Source organism: Burkholderia cepacia, from assembly GCF_029962485.1.
Classification (GTDB): domain Bacteria; phylum Pseudomonadota; class Gammaproteobacteria; order Burkholderiales; family Burkholderiaceae; genus Burkholderia.
In genome coordinates, this window is record NZ_CP073638.1 from 1 (window position 1) to 16,708 (window position 16,708).

Annotated in this window: 16 protein-coding genes; 14 read left to right on the plus strand and 2 right to left on the minus strand. The window is 69.6% G+C overall.

Translation table 11 applies throughout. The features are described 5' to 3' along the window. The 14 genes from sctV to asnB all read left to right on the plus strand — a co-directional run bounded on the left by sctV (position 1) and on the right by asnB (position 15,226). A complete protein-coding gene (gene sctV / locus KEC55_RS16540) occupies positions 1–2,208 on the plus strand; it encodes a type III secretion system export apparatus subunit SctV (RefSeq protein WP_282508873.1) in 2,208 nt (735 codons plus the stop codon). After that, positions 2,205–2,483: a type III secretion system export apparatus subunit SctS gene (gene sctS / locus KEC55_RS16545; protein WP_282508874.1), complete on the plus strand. Its 279-nt coding sequence runs from the start codon at positions 2,205–2,207 to the stop codon at positions 2,481–2,483. Before sctV ends, sctS begins: the two co-directional genes overlap by 4 nt. Then, positions 2,483–4,522, plus strand: coding sequence for a type III secretion system outer membrane ring subunit SctC (sctC, locus tag KEC55_RS16550; RefSeq protein WP_282508875.1), 2,040 nt, complete (start codon positions 2,483–2,485; stop codon positions 4,520–4,522). Before sctS ends, sctC begins: the two co-directional genes overlap by 1 nt. Continuing rightward, on the plus strand, positions 4,503–5,837 hold the full coding sequence (sctD, locus tag KEC55_RS16555; protein WP_282508876.1) for a type III secretion system inner membrane ring subunit SctD: 1,335 nt from the start codon (positions 4,503–4,505) through the stop codon (positions 5,835–5,837). Before sctC ends, sctD begins: the two co-directional genes overlap by 20 nt. Positions 5,838–5,978: 141 nt before the next feature. After that, positions 5,979–6,191, plus strand: a complete 213-nt coding sequence (locus tag KEC55_RS16560) for a hypothetical protein (protein WP_034180511.1) — start codon at positions 5,979–5,981, stop codon at positions 6,189–6,191. 148 nt (positions 6,192–6,339) lie between these two features. Further along, positions 6,340–6,819: a hypothetical protein gene (locus tag KEC55_RS16565; protein ID WP_282508877.1), complete on the plus strand. Its 480-nt coding sequence runs from the start codon at positions 6,340–6,342 to the stop codon at positions 6,817–6,819. A 50-nt stretch (positions 6,820–6,869) separates the two neighbouring features. Then, positions 6,870–7,739, plus strand: coding sequence for a type III secretion system inner membrane ring lipoprotein SctJ (gene sctJ, locus KEC55_RS16570; protein WP_282508878.1), 870 nt, complete (start codon positions 6,870–6,872; stop codon positions 7,737–7,739). Next, on the plus strand, positions 7,736–8,485 hold the full coding sequence (locus tag KEC55_RS16575; RefSeq protein ID WP_282508879.1) for a SctK family type III secretion system sorting platform protein: 750 nt from the start codon (positions 7,736–7,738) through the stop codon (positions 8,483–8,485). Before sctJ ends, KEC55_RS16575 begins: the two co-directional genes overlap by 4 nt. Next, complete coding sequence (sctL, locus tag KEC55_RS16580; RefSeq protein ID WP_282508880.1) at positions 8,467–9,096, plus strand: type III secretion system stator protein SctL; 630 nt, start codon at positions 8,467–8,469, stop codon at positions 9,094–9,096. Before KEC55_RS16575 ends, sctL begins: the two co-directional genes overlap by 19 nt. Further along, positions 9,093–10,469 (plus strand): type III secretion system ATPase SctN, encoded by a 1,377-nt coding sequence (gene sctN / locus KEC55_RS16585; RefSeq protein WP_282508881.1) that lies wholly within the window; start codon positions 9,093–9,095, stop codon positions 10,467–10,469. The genes sctL and sctN overlap by 4 nt, the downstream gene beginning before the upstream one ends. Next, the gene (locus KEC55_RS16590; RefSeq protein WP_282508882.1) at positions 10,462–11,130 is read left to right on the plus strand and encodes a hypothetical protein; all 669 of its coding nucleotides are present in this window, start codon (positions 10,462–10,464) and stop codon (positions 11,128–11,130) included. The genes sctN and KEC55_RS16590 overlap by 8 nt, the downstream gene beginning before the upstream one ends. Next, complete coding sequence (gene sctT / locus KEC55_RS16595) at positions 11,124–11,933, plus strand: type III secretion system export apparatus subunit SctT (protein WP_282508883.1); 810 nt, start codon at positions 11,124–11,126, stop codon at positions 11,931–11,933. Before KEC55_RS16590 ends, sctT begins: the two co-directional genes overlap by 7 nt. A gap of 16 nt (positions 11,934–11,949) precedes the next feature. Then, positions 11,950–12,981: an EscU/YscU/HrcU family type III secretion system export apparatus switch protein gene (locus KEC55_RS16600; RefSeq protein ID WP_282508884.1), complete on the plus strand. Its 1,032-nt coding sequence runs from the start codon at positions 11,950–11,952 to the stop codon at positions 12,979–12,981. Positions 12,982–13,258: 277 nt separating this feature from the next. Continuing rightward, positions 13,259–15,226 (plus strand): asparagine synthase (glutamine-hydrolyzing), encoded by a 1,968-nt coding sequence (gene asnB / locus KEC55_RS16605; protein ID WP_282508885.1) that lies wholly within the window; start codon positions 13,259–13,261, stop codon positions 15,224–15,226. A 19-nt stretch (positions 15,227–15,245) separates the two neighbouring features. Here the strand turns inward: asnB and KEC55_RS16610 are convergent, their stop codons facing one another. Together KEC55_RS16610 and sctR are read right to left on the minus strand one after the other, a co-directional pair. Further along, positions 15,246–16,034, minus strand: coding sequence for a lytic transglycosylase domain-containing protein (locus KEC55_RS16610; protein WP_282508886.1), 789 nt, complete (start codon positions 16,032–16,034; stop codon positions 15,246–15,248). Continuing rightward, the gene (gene sctR / locus KEC55_RS16615; protein ID WP_124449673.1) at positions 16,031–16,705 is read right to left on the minus strand and encodes a type III secretion system export apparatus subunit SctR; all 675 of its coding nucleotides are present in this window, start codon (positions 16,703–16,705) and stop codon (positions 16,031–16,033) included. Before sctR ends, KEC55_RS16610 begins: the two co-directional genes overlap by 4 nt. Positions 16,706–16,708 lie beyond the last annotated feature (3 nt).

Sequence of the window (16,708 nt, forward strand, 5' to 3'; positions counted from 1 at the left end):
ATGGCAGAACCGAAGGCGCTCCCACGCGACTGGCAGCGGTTGTTTTCCGCGGGCCGCGGCGTGTCCGGACGGCGTCTCGGAGGCGCGTCGCCGCGCGCCGACCTGTTTATCGCGGCGTTCATCATCGCGGTCGTCGCGCTGTTCATCCTGCCGCTGCCGCAGGCCGCGCTCGACGGGATGATCTCGCTGAACCTGGCCGCGAGCGTCGTACTGCTGACGGTATCGACCTACGTGCCGTCGGCGGTCAGCTTCTCGTCGTTTCCTGCGTTGCTGCTGTTCACGACGCTGTTCCGGCTCGCGCTGAACATCGCGTCGTGCAAGCTGATCCTGTTGCACGCGAACGCGGGCCACGTGATCGACGCGTTCGGGCGGCTCGTGGTCGGCAACAACGTCGTGGTGGGCGGCGTGGTGTTCCTCGTGATCGCCGTGGTGCAGTTCATCGTGATCGCGAAAGGGTCGGAGCGCGTGGCGGAAGTCGGTGCGCGTTTCTCGCTCGACGCGATGCCCGGCAAGCAGATGAGCATCGACGCGGACCTGCGCGCGGGCATCATCAACGCCGACGAAGCGCGCGAGCGCCGCGAGAAGCTCGAGCAGGAATCGCAGATGCACGGCGCGATGGACGGCGCGATGAAGTTCGTGAAGGGCGACGCGATCGCGGGCCTCGTGATCGCGTTCATCAACATCGTCGCGGGGATCGCGGTCGGCACGCTGATGCACGGGATGGATATCGGCCAGGCGCTGCAGCGTTACGCGATCCTGACGGTCGGCGACGGGATGGCGTCGCAGATTCCGTCGCTGCTGGTGTCGATCGCGGCGGGCATCGTGACGACCCGCGTCGCGACGCGCGATGCGCGGCAGCGCCAGCTCGGCGAACAGCTCGGCGAGCAGCTGGGTGCGCATCCGCGTGCGTTGCTGATCGCGGCGGTCGTGCTGAGCGGCTTCCTCGTCGTGCCCGGTTTCCCGAAATGGTCGTTCGCGCTGATCGCGATCGGCCTCGGCGTGTTCGCGTTCTCGCAGCTCAAGCGCAAGACGACCGCGCCGAGTTTCAACCTGATCCAGATCGCGGGGCGGGTCGGCGCGGCCGACGACGGCCAGCCCGCGAAGGTATCGCATGCGGCCGGCGTTACGTCGCTGATCGCGGTGTCGCTGTCCGACGACCTGCGCACGAGCCTGAATCTCGCGCAGTTTCAGGCCGCGCTGTCGAGCGCGAAAGCGCGTGTCGATGCGGACATCGGCACGGTGTTCCCGCGCATCACGCTGAACGATGACGAAGGCGCGGCGGCAGGCACTTACCGGATCTATCTGCAGGACGTGCTCGCCGCGCACGGCGCGCTGAAGCCGGGCTGGCTGTTGTGGGACGGCGTCGCGCCGCTGCCCGAGCGCGCGGAGCGCCAGCCGGCCGAGGCCTTCGGCCCGTTCGCGACCGCGCTGTGGATCAAGCCCGACGGCACCGCGCCGGACGGCAAGTGGCTGTCGAGCGAAAGCGCGCTCGCCGCGCACGTCGAGCAGATCGTGCGCCAGCATGCGGACGAACTGCTCGGGATCCAGGAAACGCAGGCGCTCGTGCATCTGGTGCGCCGCGAGCACCCGGAACTCGTGGGCGAGCTGACGCGGCTCGTGCCGCTGCAGCGCGTGACCGAGGTGCTGCGCCGGCTGCTTGCCGAGCAGGTGCCGATCCGCAATCTGCGCGTGATCTTCGAAAGCCTGATCACGTGGGCGCCGAACGAACCGGACGACGTGATCGCGCTGGTCGAGCTCGTGCGCGTCGACCTGCGCCGGATGATTACCGACCGCCACGCGGGCACGACGCGCCAACTGCGGGTCGTGCTGTTCGAGCAGAACCTGCAGGAACGGATCGAGACTGCGGTGATGCGCACGAAGCAGGGCAATTTCCTCGCGCTGTCGAGCGCGGTGAAGCAGGACATCGGCGAGCAGGTGCGCGCGATCGTGCAGGCCGCGCAGGCGGCCGGCCCCGGCGGCCACGGCAATGCGCAGGGCGCGGTGCGGCTCGCGGTGATGGTCGCGCTCGGCGCGCGCCGCTACGTGAAGACGATCCTGCAGCCCGTGCTGCCCGACCTCGCGGTGCTGTCGTATCAGGAGGTCGAGGAGGACGTGCAGCTGCATACGGTCGGCTGGGTCAAGAACCCGCCGGACGACGGCTCGGTCGGCGCAGGCGCCGACGTGCGTGTGCCGGGAGCCGTGCAATGACGAGCTCGACCATCCTCGACCTGACGCGCCAGGCGCTGATGCTCGTGCTGCTGCTGTCGCTGCCGATCGTGCTGATCGCCACCGTCACGGGACTCGTGGTCGCGATCCTGCAGGCCGTCACGCAGGTGCAGGACGCCAACATCGGCATCGCGGTGCGGCTGATCGCCGTGATGGTCGCACTCGTGCTGCTGTCGGCGTGGCTCGGCGGCGAAGTGCTGCGCTTCGCGCAGCAGGCGCTGGAACGCATGTTCGTTTCTTCCACAGGAGTCTTTTGATGCGTCGACGCGTCGCCCCGATCCGGTTTCAACCGCGCAGCCTGCAACGGGCCGCGCTTGCCATGTGCGCGACCGCGCTGCTCACGGCGTCGCTGTGCATGGCGCCCGCGCAGCATGCGCGGGCCGCGGACCTGCGTTGGCGCAACAAGCCGTTCACGATCGTCGCGAACGGCAAGAAGATCGGCGACTTCATCCGCGAGCTCGCGTCGTCGCAGGGCGTGACGGCAGTGGTCGACCCGAAGGTCGACGGCGTGATCAGCGGCCGCTTCTCGGGCACGCCGCAACAGACGCTCGACACGATCTGTTCGACCTACGGGCTCACGTGGTACTACGACGGTTCGTTCCTGTACGTCGATCCGGCCGACCAGTCGCAGACGCAGATGATTCCGGTCCCGCCGAATGCATCCGGTGAAATCGGCCGCGCGCTGCAGGCGATGCAGATCCCCGACAAGCGCTATACGCTCGTGATCAACGACCGCGCGAACAGCGTGTACGTGGCCGGCCCGCGCCGCTACGTCGAACTCGTGCGGCAGGCGGTCGGCTCGGTCGGCGATCCGTCGGCGAACGGGGCGCATGCGGACATTCGCGCGTTCCGGCTCAAGTACGGCTGGGCGTCGGATTTCACGATCAACCGTTCGGGCAAGGAAGTGACGGTGCCGGGCGTCGCGACGATCCTGAGCCGGCTGTTCGGCAAGGGCGGCGGCACGAACGCGCTGCCGTCGAGCACGCCGCTCGGGCAGGCCGCGCGCCAGGTGAAGCTCGGCTCGGGGCTGACGATCGCGGTGCCGCGCCTCGACTTCCCCGACATCTCCGGCGGCCCGCGTTCGGGCGGTTATACCGGCGACAGCAGCGCGGCCGGCGGGCTCTCGCCGTTCGCGAACGCCGGCGGCGGCGACGCGCTGCCGCAGATCGTTGCCGATCCGGCGATCAACGCGGTGATCGTGCGCGACCTGCCGGAGAACATGTATCGCTACCAGTCGTTGATCAACCAGCTCGACGAGCGGCCGCGCATCGTCGAGATCAACGTGACGATCATCGACATCAACGAGGATTCGCTCGACAGCCTCGGGATCGACTGGCGTCTGCACACGACGCACGGCGACGTGCAGATCGGCAACGGCGCGAACCCGCTGAACGGCAACTCGCAGTACAACGGCGCAGGCAATCCGCCGCTGACGTTCGGCGTCGGCACGTCGGAAACCGGGCAGACCGGCACCTTCCTGCCGACCGGCATCGCGCTGACGGCATCGATCGGCGGCTCGCTGCGCAACTACCTGCTCACACGCGTGAACGCGCTCGCGCAGAAGGGGCAGGCGCAGTTGCGTTCGAAACCGAAGGTGCTCGCGCTCGACAACACCGAGGCGATCCTCGAGAACCTCACGCAGTTCTACGTGCAGGTGCAGGGCTATCAGGATTCGTCGCTGTACAGCGTGACGACCGGCACGAGCATCAAGGTGACGCCGATGATCGTCGACGAGGCGATCCGCAACGCGGCCGCCGTATCAGGCAATCCGCAGAGCGTGATGATGTCGATCGACATCCAGGACGGCAATGTCGTGCAGGGGCAGGCCGTGTCGAACATCCCGGTGATCCAGCAGCGCAACATCGTCACCAAGTCGATGATCGACGAAGGCAAGAGCCTGCTGATCGCCGGTTTCAACGACGACGAGGTGAAGTTGAACAAGAGCGGCGTGCCCTGGCTGTCCGACATTCCGTTGATCGGCAACCTGTTCAAGTACACCGACAAGTCGGGCAACCACATGGAGCGCTTCTACCTGCTGACGCCGCGCGTGGTGACGAACGCGTCGATGTATGCGCCGGACGGCTCGCCCGTGAATCCGGGCGTGGACGCGCCGGCCAATCCGGAAGGGATGTCGATGTATCGCCCGCCGGACAACGACGTCGCGGTGCCGCTGACGCCGAAGCCGCTGCCCGGCACGAAGTTCGGCCCGCCTGCACTGCCGCCACCGAAGGATGCGGCGGCGCAGCCGGCGGCGGCGACCGCAGGAGTGACCACGCATGTCGACGACCATCATTGATCCGCACGGCGACGGCGCATTGCCCGGCGGCGCGGGGGGCGGCGCGGCGGCGCTCGCGTCGCCGTGGAACCTGTGCTTCCTGAGCGGGCCGATGTACGGCCGCACGATGTCGCTCGCGCGCGGCGCGAACTGGGTCGGCACGGCAGCCGATTGCGAAGTGATCCTGCCCGATCGCGAGATCGGCGCGAAGCAGGTGTGCCTGCAGGTCGGCGCGCTCGCGGTGACCGTGCAAAACCACGGCGGCGAGACCGGCGCAGCGGTGCTGTTCAACGACGAACCGCTCGGCGCGGGCCGCCGCTCAATGACGCCGCACGATGTCGTGACGGTCGGCTCGATCCGGCTCGGCATCGCGCGGCACGCACAGGCGAGCGTCGCGCTGCCCGACGAAACCGACGCGCCCGACGCCGCGCGCGAGGCCGCGTGGCTCGGCTGGCTCACGGGCGGATTGCGCCGCCTCGGCAGCCGGCGGCTCGTGATCGCGCTGGTCGCACTGTGGATCGGCGTGCTGCTCGGCGCGCTCGGCTACGGCTTCGTCACGTGGTCGGGGCGCCTGCCGTGGCAGCACGAATCGGTGTTCGCGCGCACGCATCGGTTGCAGCAACTGCTGCATGCGTATCCGGAGCTGGCCGTCGCGCCGCGCGACGACGGCGTGATCGTGTCGGGCTACGTCGGCGATCCGGCCGCGCGCGAACGCGTCGCGCAGATCGTCGCGGGCGTCGACAACGCGGCGCTCGGCAACATCTACGTGGTGAGCGACCTGGTCGCGACCGCGCAGACCTATTTCAGCGATACGTCGCTGACGGTCACGTATCTCGGCCGTGGCCGGATCGAACTGACGGGCGCGGCCGCGCGTGCGCAGATCGAGCCGCGCATCCGCAACTACATGAAGGACGCGCGTCCGGCGCTCGAAGTCGTCGATCACGTGCGCGATGCCGATCCGGCCGCGCCGCGCACGGCGACGACGCTCGGCGGCATGGCCGGGATTCCGGAGATTACGACGGTGTTTGCGGGCGACGGCGACCAGCGCTACATCGAGACGGCCGACGGCAGCCGTTACTTCGAAGGCGCGCGGCTGAAGGAGGGCGCGACCGTCATGTCGATCGGCGCGGACGAAGTCGTATTCGAACGCAACGGTCAGCGCATCACGATGCCGCTCGGCGGCCCGTCGGCGAGTGCGCCCGGGCAGGCGCCGGCGCCGCCCGTGGCGCCGCTGGCGAGCGGCGCGGCCGCCGGAGTCGCGCAGCCGGTGCCGGGGCCGACGCTGTTGCCGGAGGCAGCGGCCGCCGCCGGCGCATCGAAGGAGGTGGCGCACTAGCGCCGCGACAGGTCATGCGCATCGCGCGGCGCGCGGTGCGTTCAATACGCGAGGCGTCGCAGCGGTGCGGCGGCTCACGTCGCCGGTGGGGCATGGGGCCGCCGCCGGAAGGTGGATGACGTTCACGTAAAGGAGCGCAACATGGGTACGCAGGCAGCAGGTGGTGCAACCAACACGAACCAGGTCCAGCAGCAGGCAGACGACCTGACCAAGACGCAGCTCGAACTGACGAAGATCAACTTCCAGGTTCAGCAGTCGACGGCGACGTTCGAAACCAGCAACGCAGTGACCGCGCAAGAAGGGACGGCAAACGCCCAGGTCGCGCAACACCTGAGCTCGGCCGGCCGCGCATGACGCCGGTCGCCGGCCGTGCCGCGCGTGGCCGCGCGCCGGGTCTGCCCGAGACGGGCATCCGGCGGCGGATGCGCGCGTGCCGGCCGGCCTGTTCCGGGCTGGCCCGACCGATCCGGTCCGGTGTCGGCCACTCAAGGAGGGCATGGACATGTCAGTGACAGGCGTAGGCGCGGCGCCGCCGGGCGCGGCCGCGCTCGCGAGTGCCGCGCAGCAGCAGACGGGTGCGGCGTCCGATCCGGCGCGGGTGCGCCAGTTCGATGCGCTGATGCAGCCGGGGGCATCGCCGGCCGCCCCGCCGTCCGCGTCAGGCGTCGCGATGTCGCGCGCGCCGGCGGACGCGGCGCCGGCCGTGCAGATGACGCCCGCGCAGGCGAACCAGTCATCGCTGGTCGAGCGGTTGCGTACCTACGGCAACGATCTCGATTCGCGGTACGCGAACATCGACAAGCATCGCAGCGAGATGCTGACGTCGATGGCGGACAACCGCAGCGATCCGCTGATGACGATGGTGAAGGCGATGGATTTCCAGTGGACGGCGACCACCACCATTTCGGAATACCAATTGAGCCTGTCGGTCGCGCAGGCGGCGAACGGCTTCACGCACACGGTGCTGAAGACGCAGGAGTGATGGCGCGCGTGGGCCGGATCCGGTCTCGCGCGCCCTGAAGCGGACAAACGATGACGACGATCGATTCGACGCCGCGCTTGCATGCGTGGCGCAGCCGGGCGGCGCGCGCGCTGCTCGCGGGGCTGCTCGTGCTGCTGGCCGGGTGCCAGAAGGAGCTGTACTCGGGACTGTCGGAGCGCGACGCGAACCAGATGATCGCGGTGCTCGGCGACGCAGGCATCAGCGCGTCGAAGGACAACGACGCGCGCGACACGTCGGACCGCAGCGCATGGCTGGTGAGCGTCGCGGACGGCGACATGCAGTCGGCGCTCACGGTGCTGCACGCGAACGGGCTGCCGAAGCCCAGCTATGCGAGCCTCGGCGAGCTGTTCCAGAAGCAGGGCCTCGTGTCGACGCCGGCCGAGGAACGTGTGCGCTACCTGTACGGCGTGTCGCAGGACCTGTCGCGTACGCTGCAGGACATCGAGGGCGTGGTCGTCGCGCGCGTGCAGGTCGTGATTCCGGAGAACGATCCGCTCGCGGACAAGATCAAGCCGTCGTCGGCGGCCGTGTACATCCGCTATCGGCCGGGCGTCGACCTGCGCGCGATGGCGCCGATGGTCAAGGATCTCGTGGCGCACAGCATCGAAGGGCTGCAGTACGACAACGTGTCGCTGTTCCTGCAGCCGGCCGCCGCGCAGGCAACGCGCGTGGACGGGATCGGCAGCGCGGTGTCGGACATCGTGCGGCTGCGTTCGCCGCTCGGCTGGCTCGTGTTCGCGCTGATCCTGCTGACCTGCGCGGTCATCGCGCTGTCGGCCGCCCGGCGCGGGATGTTCGGCGCACGGCTCGCGGGCCTGCTCGGTGCGCCGCGCGCGGCGAACGGTGCCGGCGGCGCGTCGCAGTCGGGTGGTGGCCTGCGCACGCCCGACGGCGCATGAGCGATCCGCACGCGCTGTTGCCGGGCGACGGGCTCAACCTGACCGACGCCGCGCCGCTGCCGTGGCTGCAGCCGCTCGCGGCGCCGCCCGCGCCGCGCCGCGCGGCGTTCCATGCGCTCGTCTGCGACTTCAACCTGCGGCCCGACCGCTACCTGCACGTGACGCGCGTGCCGGCCGGCTGGCCCGCGAGCTACCGCTCGCCGGACGCGTTCGGCGCGGCCGGCCGCAAGCTGCTCGCGCGGCACCTGCTCGATGCGAACGGCGTGGCCGACCGGCACGACTTCGACGTCGCGAGCCCGAGCGCGCGGCTCGCGCTGCTGCCGGGCGCGGCGCTCGAGCAACTGGCCGCGTATGCGGGGCTGCTGCTGCATCGCGCCTGGCTGCGCGATGCGCTGGCCGCGCGCCGCATCCGCGCGGAAGTCGCGGCGCGGCTCGGCGGCGACGCGCTGGAACTGGCGCTCGAACGCGCGCCGGAATTCGGCGCGCTTACCGACACGCTCGAACCGTGGCGTGCCGATCCCGCCGCGTTGCCGGTCGTGATCCGTGCACGCGGCGGGCGGCTGCTCGCGGATTTCATCGGCGTGGCCGGCGACGCGGTCGCGCGGCGCGTCCGCCTGAAATTCAACCGCGCGATCGACGACGAAGCGCCTTACTGGCTGAACCGCGCGCAGCGCGACCAGTTCGGCGAACTGATGTTCCTGTTTCTGATTCCCGAGAGGCTTGCGTCATGGGACTGGCTTTTCTGATCACGAGCGACAACCTGCAACTGCTGTCGGAGCGCAAGGTGCTCAAGGAACGCGAATACGCGGCGCTACTCGACGCGTCCGCGGTGATCGCGACCGCGCATGAAGAGGCCGCGCGCATCGTCGCCGATGCACAGCGCGAATTCGACAAGCGCCAGGCGACCGGCTACGACGAAGGGATGCGCCGCGCGCAGCGCGAGCAGGCCGCGCAGGCGTACACGCAGGCACTCGCCGCCACGCGCACGATGGAGACGATGAAGGATGCGATGGCCGATATCGTCGTGAAAGCCGTGCGCGCGATCGTCGGCGAGATGAGCACGCAGAAGCTGTACGAGGCCGCACTCGCGCGGATCGCGCCGCTCGTGCGCGACGAGGCGTTCCTGGTCGTGCATGTCGCGCCCGGCCGCAAGGACGAGATGCGCGATGCGCTCGACGGCGCGTTCGCCGGGCAGTCGAACCGCCAGAAGATCCGCATCGTCGAGGACGCGCAGCTAGAACGCCACGCGTGCACGGTCGAGACGCCGTCCGGGCGTATCGACGCGAGCCTCGACCTGCAGATCGACGCGCTGCGTCAGGCGATCCGCCGCGACGCGTTGAAGGGCGCCGCGCGATGAGCGCACCGCTCGACGATCCGCAGCCGTTCGGCAGCGAAGACGACGCGCCGTTCGATCACGGCCGCCTCGTCGGCGAGCTCGACGCGGGGCTCGCGTTCTTCTCGCCGGTGTCGGTGCAGGGGCGCGTCAATCACGCGGTCGGGCAGATCCTGAACGCGACGGGCATCCGGGCGCGGCTCGGCGAGATCTGCGAGTTGCGCACGCCGAACCAGCCGACGTTGCTCGCGGAGGTGGTCGGCTTCTCGCGGCAGACGACCTTGCTCACGCCGCTCGGCGACGTGGCAGGGCTGTCGCCGGAGACGACCGTCGTGCCGTCCGGGCGCGAGCATGTGTTTCCGGTGGGCGAAGGACTGTTCGGCCGGGTGCTGGACGGGCTCGGCCGGCCGCTCGACGATCGCGGGCCGGTGACGGGCGCCGCGTGGGTGTCGACGCAGCAGGATCCGCCGAATCCACTCGCGCGCAAGATGATCGACACTCCGTTTCCGACCGGCGTGCGCGTGATCGACGGCCTGATGACGCTCGGCATCGGGCAGCGCGTCGGCATCTTCGCGCCGTCCGGCGTCGGCAAGAGCACGCTGCTCGGGATGATTGCGCGCGGCGCGCAGGCCGACGTGAACGTGATCGCTCTCGTCGGCGAACGCGGCCGCGAGGTGCGCGAATTCATCGAGCACAGCCTGTCGCCGGAGGTGCGTGCGCGTTCGATCGTCGTCGTGTCGACCTCCGATCGCCCCGCGATGGAGCGCGTGAAATCCGCGCTGGTCGCCACCGCGATCGCCGAGCATTTCCGCGATGCGGGCAAGCGCGTGCTGCTGCTGGTCGATTCGCTGACGCGCTTTGCCCGCGCGCAACGCGAGGTCGGCCTCGCGAGCGGCGAGCCGCCGACGCGGCGCAGCTTCCCGCCGTCGACGTTCGCGGTGCTGCCACGCCTGCTGGAACGCGCGGGGCAGGGCGCGCACGGGTCGATCACCGCGCTCTACACGGTGCTCGTCGAAGGCGACGAGGAGTCGGATCCGATCGCCGAGGAAGTGCGCTCGATCCTCGATGGCCATATCGTGCTGTCGCGCAAGATCGCGCTCGCGAACCGCTATCCGGCGATCGACGTGCTCGCGAGCCTGTCGCGCGTGATGCCGCTCGTCGCGAGCCGCGCGCACCAGCAGGCGGCCGCGCGCGTGCGCGAGCTGATCGCGAAGTACCAGGAGATCGAGCTGCTCGTGCAGATCGGCGAGTATCGCGAAGGCAGCGACCGGCTCGGCGATCTCGCGCTGCGCGCGCGCGACGCGATCGGTGCGTTCTGCGCGCAGGCGTCGAACGAGGACGTGCGGTTCGACGCGCAGCTCGCGAAGCTTATGAAGCTGGCGAACGATCATGTCTGAAGCCGACGACCGCCTCGTGCTCGCGACGCTCGCGCGCCTGAAGCGCGTGCGCGAGATGCGCAGCCAGATCGCCCGTGTCGCGGCGGCGCGCCAGCAGGGCATCGCCGCGCAGAGCCGCCGCGCGCTCGATGCCGCTCATGCGCAGCTTGCGCAGCAGGTGGCCGCCAAGGCCGCGATCCAGACGCGGCTCGCCGACGTTGTGCGCGAGGCACGCGCGCTGCAGGACGCGGCGGCCGACACGCGAACGTTCGATCGCCACATCGGCACCGCAAACGCATCCGTGAACGAGGCCGCGCACGTACATCGCGGCCACGAGGCGACGCTGGCCGACCTGCAGCGCGCCGCGCGTAAGGCGAAGGCCGCCGAGGACAAGCTCGAGAAGGCCGGCGAGAAGGCGCTGCATGCACGCGCCGCGCGGGTCGAGCGCGACGCCGACGAAGTCGCGGACGGCTACGCCGTGCGGCGATTCGCGACGGCCGGCACGTGGGCGGCCGTCGCGGGCGATGCAGCCGCCCATGCCGTTGCGCGGCCGGAAGCGGCCGCCGCGTTCGATGCGGAGATGAGCGACGCAGAGGCAGGCACCGAACCCGGAACTGAACCCGGCGCCACCAGTCAGACCGACGATACCGCTCCACCCGCCGTCGCGGAGCGCCGATGCTAGACCAGGCCGCGGGTTTCAACGACGTTGCGGGCACGCTGCGGCCGCTGCTCTACGTGATGCCGCGCCTGTTGCCGATCATGTTCGTCGTGCCGGTGTTCAACGAGCAGATCATCACGGGCCTCGTGCGCAACGGGATCGCCGTCGTGATCGCCGCGTTCGTCGCGCCGGCGATCGATTCCGCGCAGGTGGCCGCGCTGCCGTTCCTGATGTGGTGCCTGCTCGTCGCGAAGGAGGCGGTGGTCGGCATGCTGCTCGCGGGCGCGTTCAGCGCGGTGCTGTTCGCGATCCAGGGCGTCGGCTACCTGATCGACTTCCAGACCGGCAGCGGCAGCGCCGCGTTCTTCGATCCGATGGGCGGCCACGAGGGCGGCCCGACATCGGGATTCCTGAATTTCGTCGCGATCGCGCTGTTCGTCACGGCGGGCGGCCTGCAGGTGCTCGTGCAACTGTTCGCGCAGTCGTACGCGTGGTGGCCGATCGGCTCGCTCGGCCCCGATTTCTCGTCGATGCTGCAGACCTTCATCGTGCGGCAGACCGACACGATCTTCGAATGGATGGTGAAGCTCGCCGCGCCGGTGACGATCGTGCTGGTCCTCGTCGAGCTCGGCATCGGCCTCGTCGGGCGCGCGGTGCCGCAGCTCAACATCTTCGTGTTCGCGCAACCGCTGAAGAGCGCGCTCGCGTTGCTGATGATGATGCTGTTCCTGCCGGTGGTGTATGCGTCGCTGCATTCGCTGCTGAGCCCCGACAGCGGGCTGATGGCGCTGTTGCGTGCGCTGTTCGCCGCGCACGGCGGCGGCTGAGCGCGCGGGAGCCGACATGGCCGAAAAGGACCAGAAGCCCACCGCGAAGCGCCTGCGCGAGGCGCGCGAGAAAGGCGATGTGCCGAAGAGCGCGGAGACGATTTCGTCGGCGTTCTTCGTCGGCGTGTGCGTCGCGCTCGCGGTGGGCATCGGGTCGCTGTTCGCGCGGCTGCAGGCGCTGTTCCGGCTCGTGTTCAACGCGGCCGGCGCGGCCGATCCGTCCGCGCGGATCGCGGTGCTGATCGACGGCGCCGCGCGCGACTGGGTGACGCTGTCCGCGCAGATCGTCGCGGCCGGGTTGCTGGCCGGGCTGCTCGCGGGCTTCGTGCAGGTCGGCGGCGTGATGGCGTGGGGCCGGCTGATGCCGCAGCTGTCGCGACTCAATCCGGCCGAAGGGCTGAAGAACATGTGGTCGATGCGCAACCTCGTGAATCTCGCGAAGATGCTGCTGAAGACGGTGCTGCTCGTCGCGACGCTCGGCTGGCTGATCGTCGAGTCGCTCGACCCGGCGGTGCAGTCGGGCTTCACGCGGCCGGTGTCGATCCTCGCGCTGATCGTGAAGCTGCTGATGCTGCTGTTCGGCTGGGCTGCGCTGGTCTACATCGTGATGGCGCTGATCGACATCGTGCACCAGCGGCACGCGTTCAACCAGAAGATGAAAATGTCGATCGACGAAGTGCGGCGCGAGCTGAAGGAGGATGAAGGCGATCCGCATATCGAGGCGAAGCGCCGGCAGCTCGCGCGCGAAGCGCAGTTCGCGTCGCTGCCCGACCGGATCGGTTTCGCGTCGGTGGTCGTGTATTCGCCGCGTGTCGCGGTTGCGCTCTATTACGGCGGGGTCGGCACGCTGCCGTGGGTGCTCGCGCGCGGCGAGGGCGATGCGGCCGAGCGGATCGTGCGACTCGCGCGCGACGCGTTGCGCCCGACGCTCGCGAACGTCGGGCTCGCACAGGCGCTGTACGAGACGACGCCCGAGAACGGCACGATCCAGCAGCAGCATTTCCGCGAGGTCGCGCAGTTGCTGAAATGGGCGACCGGCGTGGCGTGACGCGCGTGGCGACGGTCGGGGCGAGCCTGCTTGAATGCCGCCCCTTTTTTCATTCTGCAACGTGCCTCGGCCATCCGTATCAATCCGATATGGCCCCTTGACGCGACTATCAGTACCGGACGCTTGACGCCGTTTTTTTTCCGGTTTCTTCCGGCATTCACCGGTGAATTATTGCTGATTTATTTCTTCGTAATATGGCTCGACCGTCACGCCGGACGGCGAGCCGCGAGGTGGCGCCACGCGTGACGGAACAGGTCAACAGGGGCGGACAAATCAAATGTGCGGAATCGACGGCTTTCTGAATAGCGTCGCCTTCGATGAGGAGACAGCGCGCGGCACGCTCGCGCGAATGACGGCGAGCCTTGCGCATCGCGGGCCGGACGGGCAGGGGATCTGGGTCGACCCGGAAGCCGGCATCGCGCTCGGCCACCGGCGGCTGGCGATCGTCGACCTGTCGGTACACGGCCGACAGCCGATGGCATCCGCGTGCGGCCGCTACGTCATGGTCTTCAACGGCGAAATCTACAACCATCGCGAACTGCGTGCGGAACTCGAGCGCGCGGGTCGCGCACCGGCGTGGCGCGGCCACTCCGACAGCGAGGTGCTGATCGCGGCGATCGTCGCGTGGGGTGTCGAGGCAACGTTGCGCCGCGCGACCGGCATGTTCTCGATCGCGCTGTGGAATCGCGCGTCGCGGGTGCTGACGCTCGCGCGCGACCGGATCGGCGAGAAGCCGCTCTACTACGGCCGGATCGGCGACGCGCTCGTGTTCGCGTCCGAGCTGAAGGCGCTGCGCGGCTATCCGGGCTTCGACGGCACGATCGATCGCGATGCACTGTGCCTGTACCTGCGCCAGTCGAGCGTGCCCGCGCCTTACACGATCTATCGCGGCATCCACAAGCTGCCGCCCGGCACCTACATCCAGTTCGAGCATGCGCGCGACACGCCGCGCGTGCGTGCGTACTGGACGCTCGAGCAGGCCATCGAGGCGGGCCGTGCGCAGCCGTTCGAGGGCAGCGCCGACGAGGCCGTCGGCCAGCTCGACGCGATCCTGCGCCAGGCCGTCGCGCGGCAGATGGAAGCGGACGTGCCGCTCGGCGCGTTCCTGTCGGGCGGCGTCGATTCGTCGGCGATCGTCGCGCTGATGCAGGCGCAATCGTCGACGCCGGTCGACACGTTCACGATCGGCTTCCACGAAGCCGGCTATGACGAAGCCGGTTACGCGAAGGCCGTCGCGCGCCACCTCGGCACGCGTCATACCGAACTCTACGTGACGGCCGACCATGCGCTCGACGTCGTGCCGAAGCTGCCGTCGATCTACGACGAGCCGTTTTCCGATGCATCGCAGATCCCGACCTTCCTCGTGTCGGAAATGACGCGCCGGCACGTGAAGGTCAGCCTGTCAGGCGACGGCGGCGACGAACTGTTCGGCGGCTATACGCGCTACTTCCTGACGCCGCGCCTGTGGCGCAAGCTGCATCGCGTGCCGGCCGCCGTGCGCGCGCGGATCGCGGCCGCGTTGCATGCGCTGCGGCCCGATCACGCGGACCAGCTCGCGGCCGTCGCGCAGGGCGCGTGGGGCGGCGTAGAGGCGCGCGACTCGGCGGCGCGCATCGGCGATCGCCTGCACAAGCTCGGCCACGTGATGACGGCCGAGAGCCGCATCGGGCTGTACCGGCTGTTGATGTCGTCGGTGCATCATCCCGAGCGCATCGCGCTGTCGGGGCAGGAGCCGCCGACGCCGCTCGACACGGCGTCGGCGTGGCCCGCGCACCTGAGCTTCGCCGAGCAGGCGATGGCGATCGATACGCTCACGTACCTGCCGACCGACATTCTCGCGAAAGTCGATCGCGCGGCGATGGCCGTGAGCCTCGAAACACGCATGCCGTTCCTCGACCATCACGTCGTCGAATTCGCGTGGCGCGTGCCGGCGGCCGTGCGCTTGCCGGAAGGGCAGTCGAAGGCGCTGCTGCGCCGGCTGCTCGACCGGTACGTGCCGTCCGCGCTGATCGACCGGCCGAAGCAGGGCTTCTGCGCGCCCGTCGACCACTGGCTGCGCGGCTCGCTGCGCGACTGGGCCGAGGCATTGCTGCGGCCGTCGCGGCTGCGCGAAGAGGGCTTCTTCGACGCGACCGCGGTCGAGCGTCTGTGGCGGCAGCACCAGACCGGCCGGATGAACTGGCAGCACCAGTTGTGGACGGTGCTGATGTTTCAGGCGTGGCTGGAGGCGCAGCGCGCGGGGTGATGCGCCGCGCCGCGGCGGCTTACTGGTCGAGGCACTTCACGCAAAGCCGCTTCGCCTGGCTGGCCGGCAGCCCGCGGCACATCATCACGACCGGCCGTGCATGGCACGATGGCGCGTCGGCGGAGGCGGCGGGCGACGGCAAGCGGCGCGCACGTTCGGGCGGCGTCGTGGCGGCCGCGGCCATGCGCCGCTGGCGCTCGGGCGGCGGCGTGTCGCTCACGACGGGAATCGGTCCGGCGCCGCCTTCGCGCGCGTTGCGCTGCGCGCTCGCGACCACGCGGCTCACGTAGCCGCTCGAGAAGCCGGTCGTGAAGTTGCCGCTGTAGTAGCACGACAGCGCCGCGCGCAACGCGGCCTGCGTGGCGCGGCCGGTACCCGACGAGCGCGCGAAGCACTCGGTCAGGATCGCGCCGCCGGCCTGCAGGTTGCGGCACGGCTCGAACATCGTCGCGGCGTCGAGCCCGTATTTCGCGAAATTGCGCTCGTTCACCTGCGCGAGGCCGACGCTGTAGCTGAAACCGCGCGACGAGAGCTCGCGTGCGGTCGCGCGTGCTTCGTCGAGCGACGCGGGCTGCCGCGTCAGGTGGCCGCCGACCACGCCGATCGCATACGGATTGAAGCCCGACTCGGTGCGCACCAGCGCGGCGAGCGTGTCGGGATCGACGTTCGACGCGCAGGTACGCGCGAGTCGAGCGAAATCCGCACCGCTGCCGGCTGCCTGCGCGACGCGCGGCGGCATGCCCGCAAGCGCGAGCACGACCAGCGCGCACCGGCACGCGGCCGCGATTCGCAGGCCGCGCGCATTCATCCCGCGCCCGCCACGCGGTACGACATCACCAGCCCGTGCACGAGCAGCGACCAGCCGTCGAGTGCGACGAACAGCAGCAGCTTGAACGGCACCGAGATCGTCGTCGGCGAAATCATCTGCATGCCGAGCGCGAGCAGGATGTTCGCGACCAGCAGGTCGACGACGATGAACACGATATAGATCACGAAGCCGATCTGGAACGCCTTCGTCAGTTCGGCCAGCGTGAAGCTCGGCACCAGCACGAGCAGGTCGTCGTCCTTGATGCCGTCCGCGCGGTTCTTCGGCCACACCGACGTCGCGGTGCGCACGAAGAACTCGCGATCGCGCTGCCGCGTGTGCGACACGAGGAAATCCTTGATCGGCGGCAGGGCGGCATCGGCAAGCGCGCCGATATCGGCGGTCGACAACTGCGCCGACGCATCGAAATGGCGTGCCTGCAGCGCATCGCGGATCGACATCCCGACGGGCGCCATGATGAACAGCGACAGGATCAGCGCGATGCCGTTCAGCACGAGGTTCGGCGGCACCTGCTGGATCCCGAGCGCGGAACGCAGCAGGCCGAGCACGACCACGAGCTTCGTGTAGCTCGTCACCATCAGCGCCGCGAACGGCGCGATGCCGAGCGCGGCAATGACCGCGATCAGCGCGACCGGATTCGGCAGGCTACCCATCGT

What these genes read in the sequence shown, in the direction of transcription:
- sctV (WP_282508873.1), top strand. Translation starts at nt 1, where the DNA reads ATGGCAGAACCGAAGGCGCTCCCACGCGACTGGCAGCGGTTGTTTTCC.
- sctS (WP_282508874.1), top strand. Translation starts at nt 2,205, where the DNA reads ATGACGAGCTCGACCATCCTCGACCTGACGCGCCAGGCGCTGATGCTC.
- sctC (WP_282508875.1), top strand. Translation starts at nt 2,483, where the DNA reads ATGCGTCGACGCGTCGCCCCGATCCGGTTTCAACCGCGCAGCCTGCAA.
- sctD (WP_282508876.1), top strand. Translation starts at nt 4,503, where the DNA reads ATGTCGACGACCATCATTGATCCGCACGGCGACGGCGCATTGCCCGGC.
- KEC55_RS16560 (WP_034180511.1), top strand. Translation starts at nt 5,979, where the DNA reads ATGGGTACGCAGGCAGCAGGTGGTGCAACCAACACGAACCAGGTCCAG.
- KEC55_RS16565 (WP_282508877.1), top strand. Translation starts at nt 6,340, where the DNA reads ATGTCAGTGACAGGCGTAGGCGCGGCGCCGCCGGGCGCGGCCGCGCTC.
- sctJ (WP_282508878.1), top strand. Translation starts at nt 6,870, where the DNA reads ATGACGACGATCGATTCGACGCCGCGCTTGCATGCGTGGCGCAGCCGG.
- KEC55_RS16575 (WP_282508879.1), top strand. Translation starts at nt 7,736, where the DNA reads ATGAGCGATCCGCACGCGCTGTTGCCGGGCGACGGGCTCAACCTGACC.
- sctL (WP_282508880.1), top strand. Translation starts at nt 8,467, where the DNA reads ATGGGACTGGCTTTTCTGATCACGAGCGACAACCTGCAACTGCTGTCG.
- sctN (WP_282508881.1), top strand. Translation starts at nt 9,093, where the DNA reads ATGAGCGCACCGCTCGACGATCCGCAGCCGTTCGGCAGCGAAGACGAC.
- KEC55_RS16590 (WP_282508882.1), top strand. Translation starts at nt 10,462, where the DNA reads ATGTCTGAAGCCGACGACCGCCTCGTGCTCGCGACGCTCGCGCGCCTG.
- sctT (WP_282508883.1), top strand. Translation starts at nt 11,124, where the DNA reads ATGCTAGACCAGGCCGCGGGTTTCAACGACGTTGCGGGCACGCTGCGG.
- KEC55_RS16600 (WP_282508884.1), top strand. Translation starts at nt 11,950, where the DNA reads ATGGCCGAAAAGGACCAGAAGCCCACCGCGAAGCGCCTGCGCGAGGCG.
- asnB (WP_282508885.1), top strand. Translation starts at nt 13,259, where the DNA reads ATGTGCGGAATCGACGGCTTTCTGAATAGCGTCGCCTTCGATGAGGAG.
- KEC55_RS16610 (WP_282508886.1), bottom strand. Translation starts at nt 16,034, where the DNA reads ATGAATGCGCGCGGCCTGCGAATCGCGGCCGCGTGCCGGTGCGCGCTG.
- sctR (WP_124449673.1), bottom strand. Translation starts at nt 16,705, where the DNA reads ATGGGTAGCCTGCCGAATCCGGTCGCGCTGATCGCGGTCATTGCCGCG.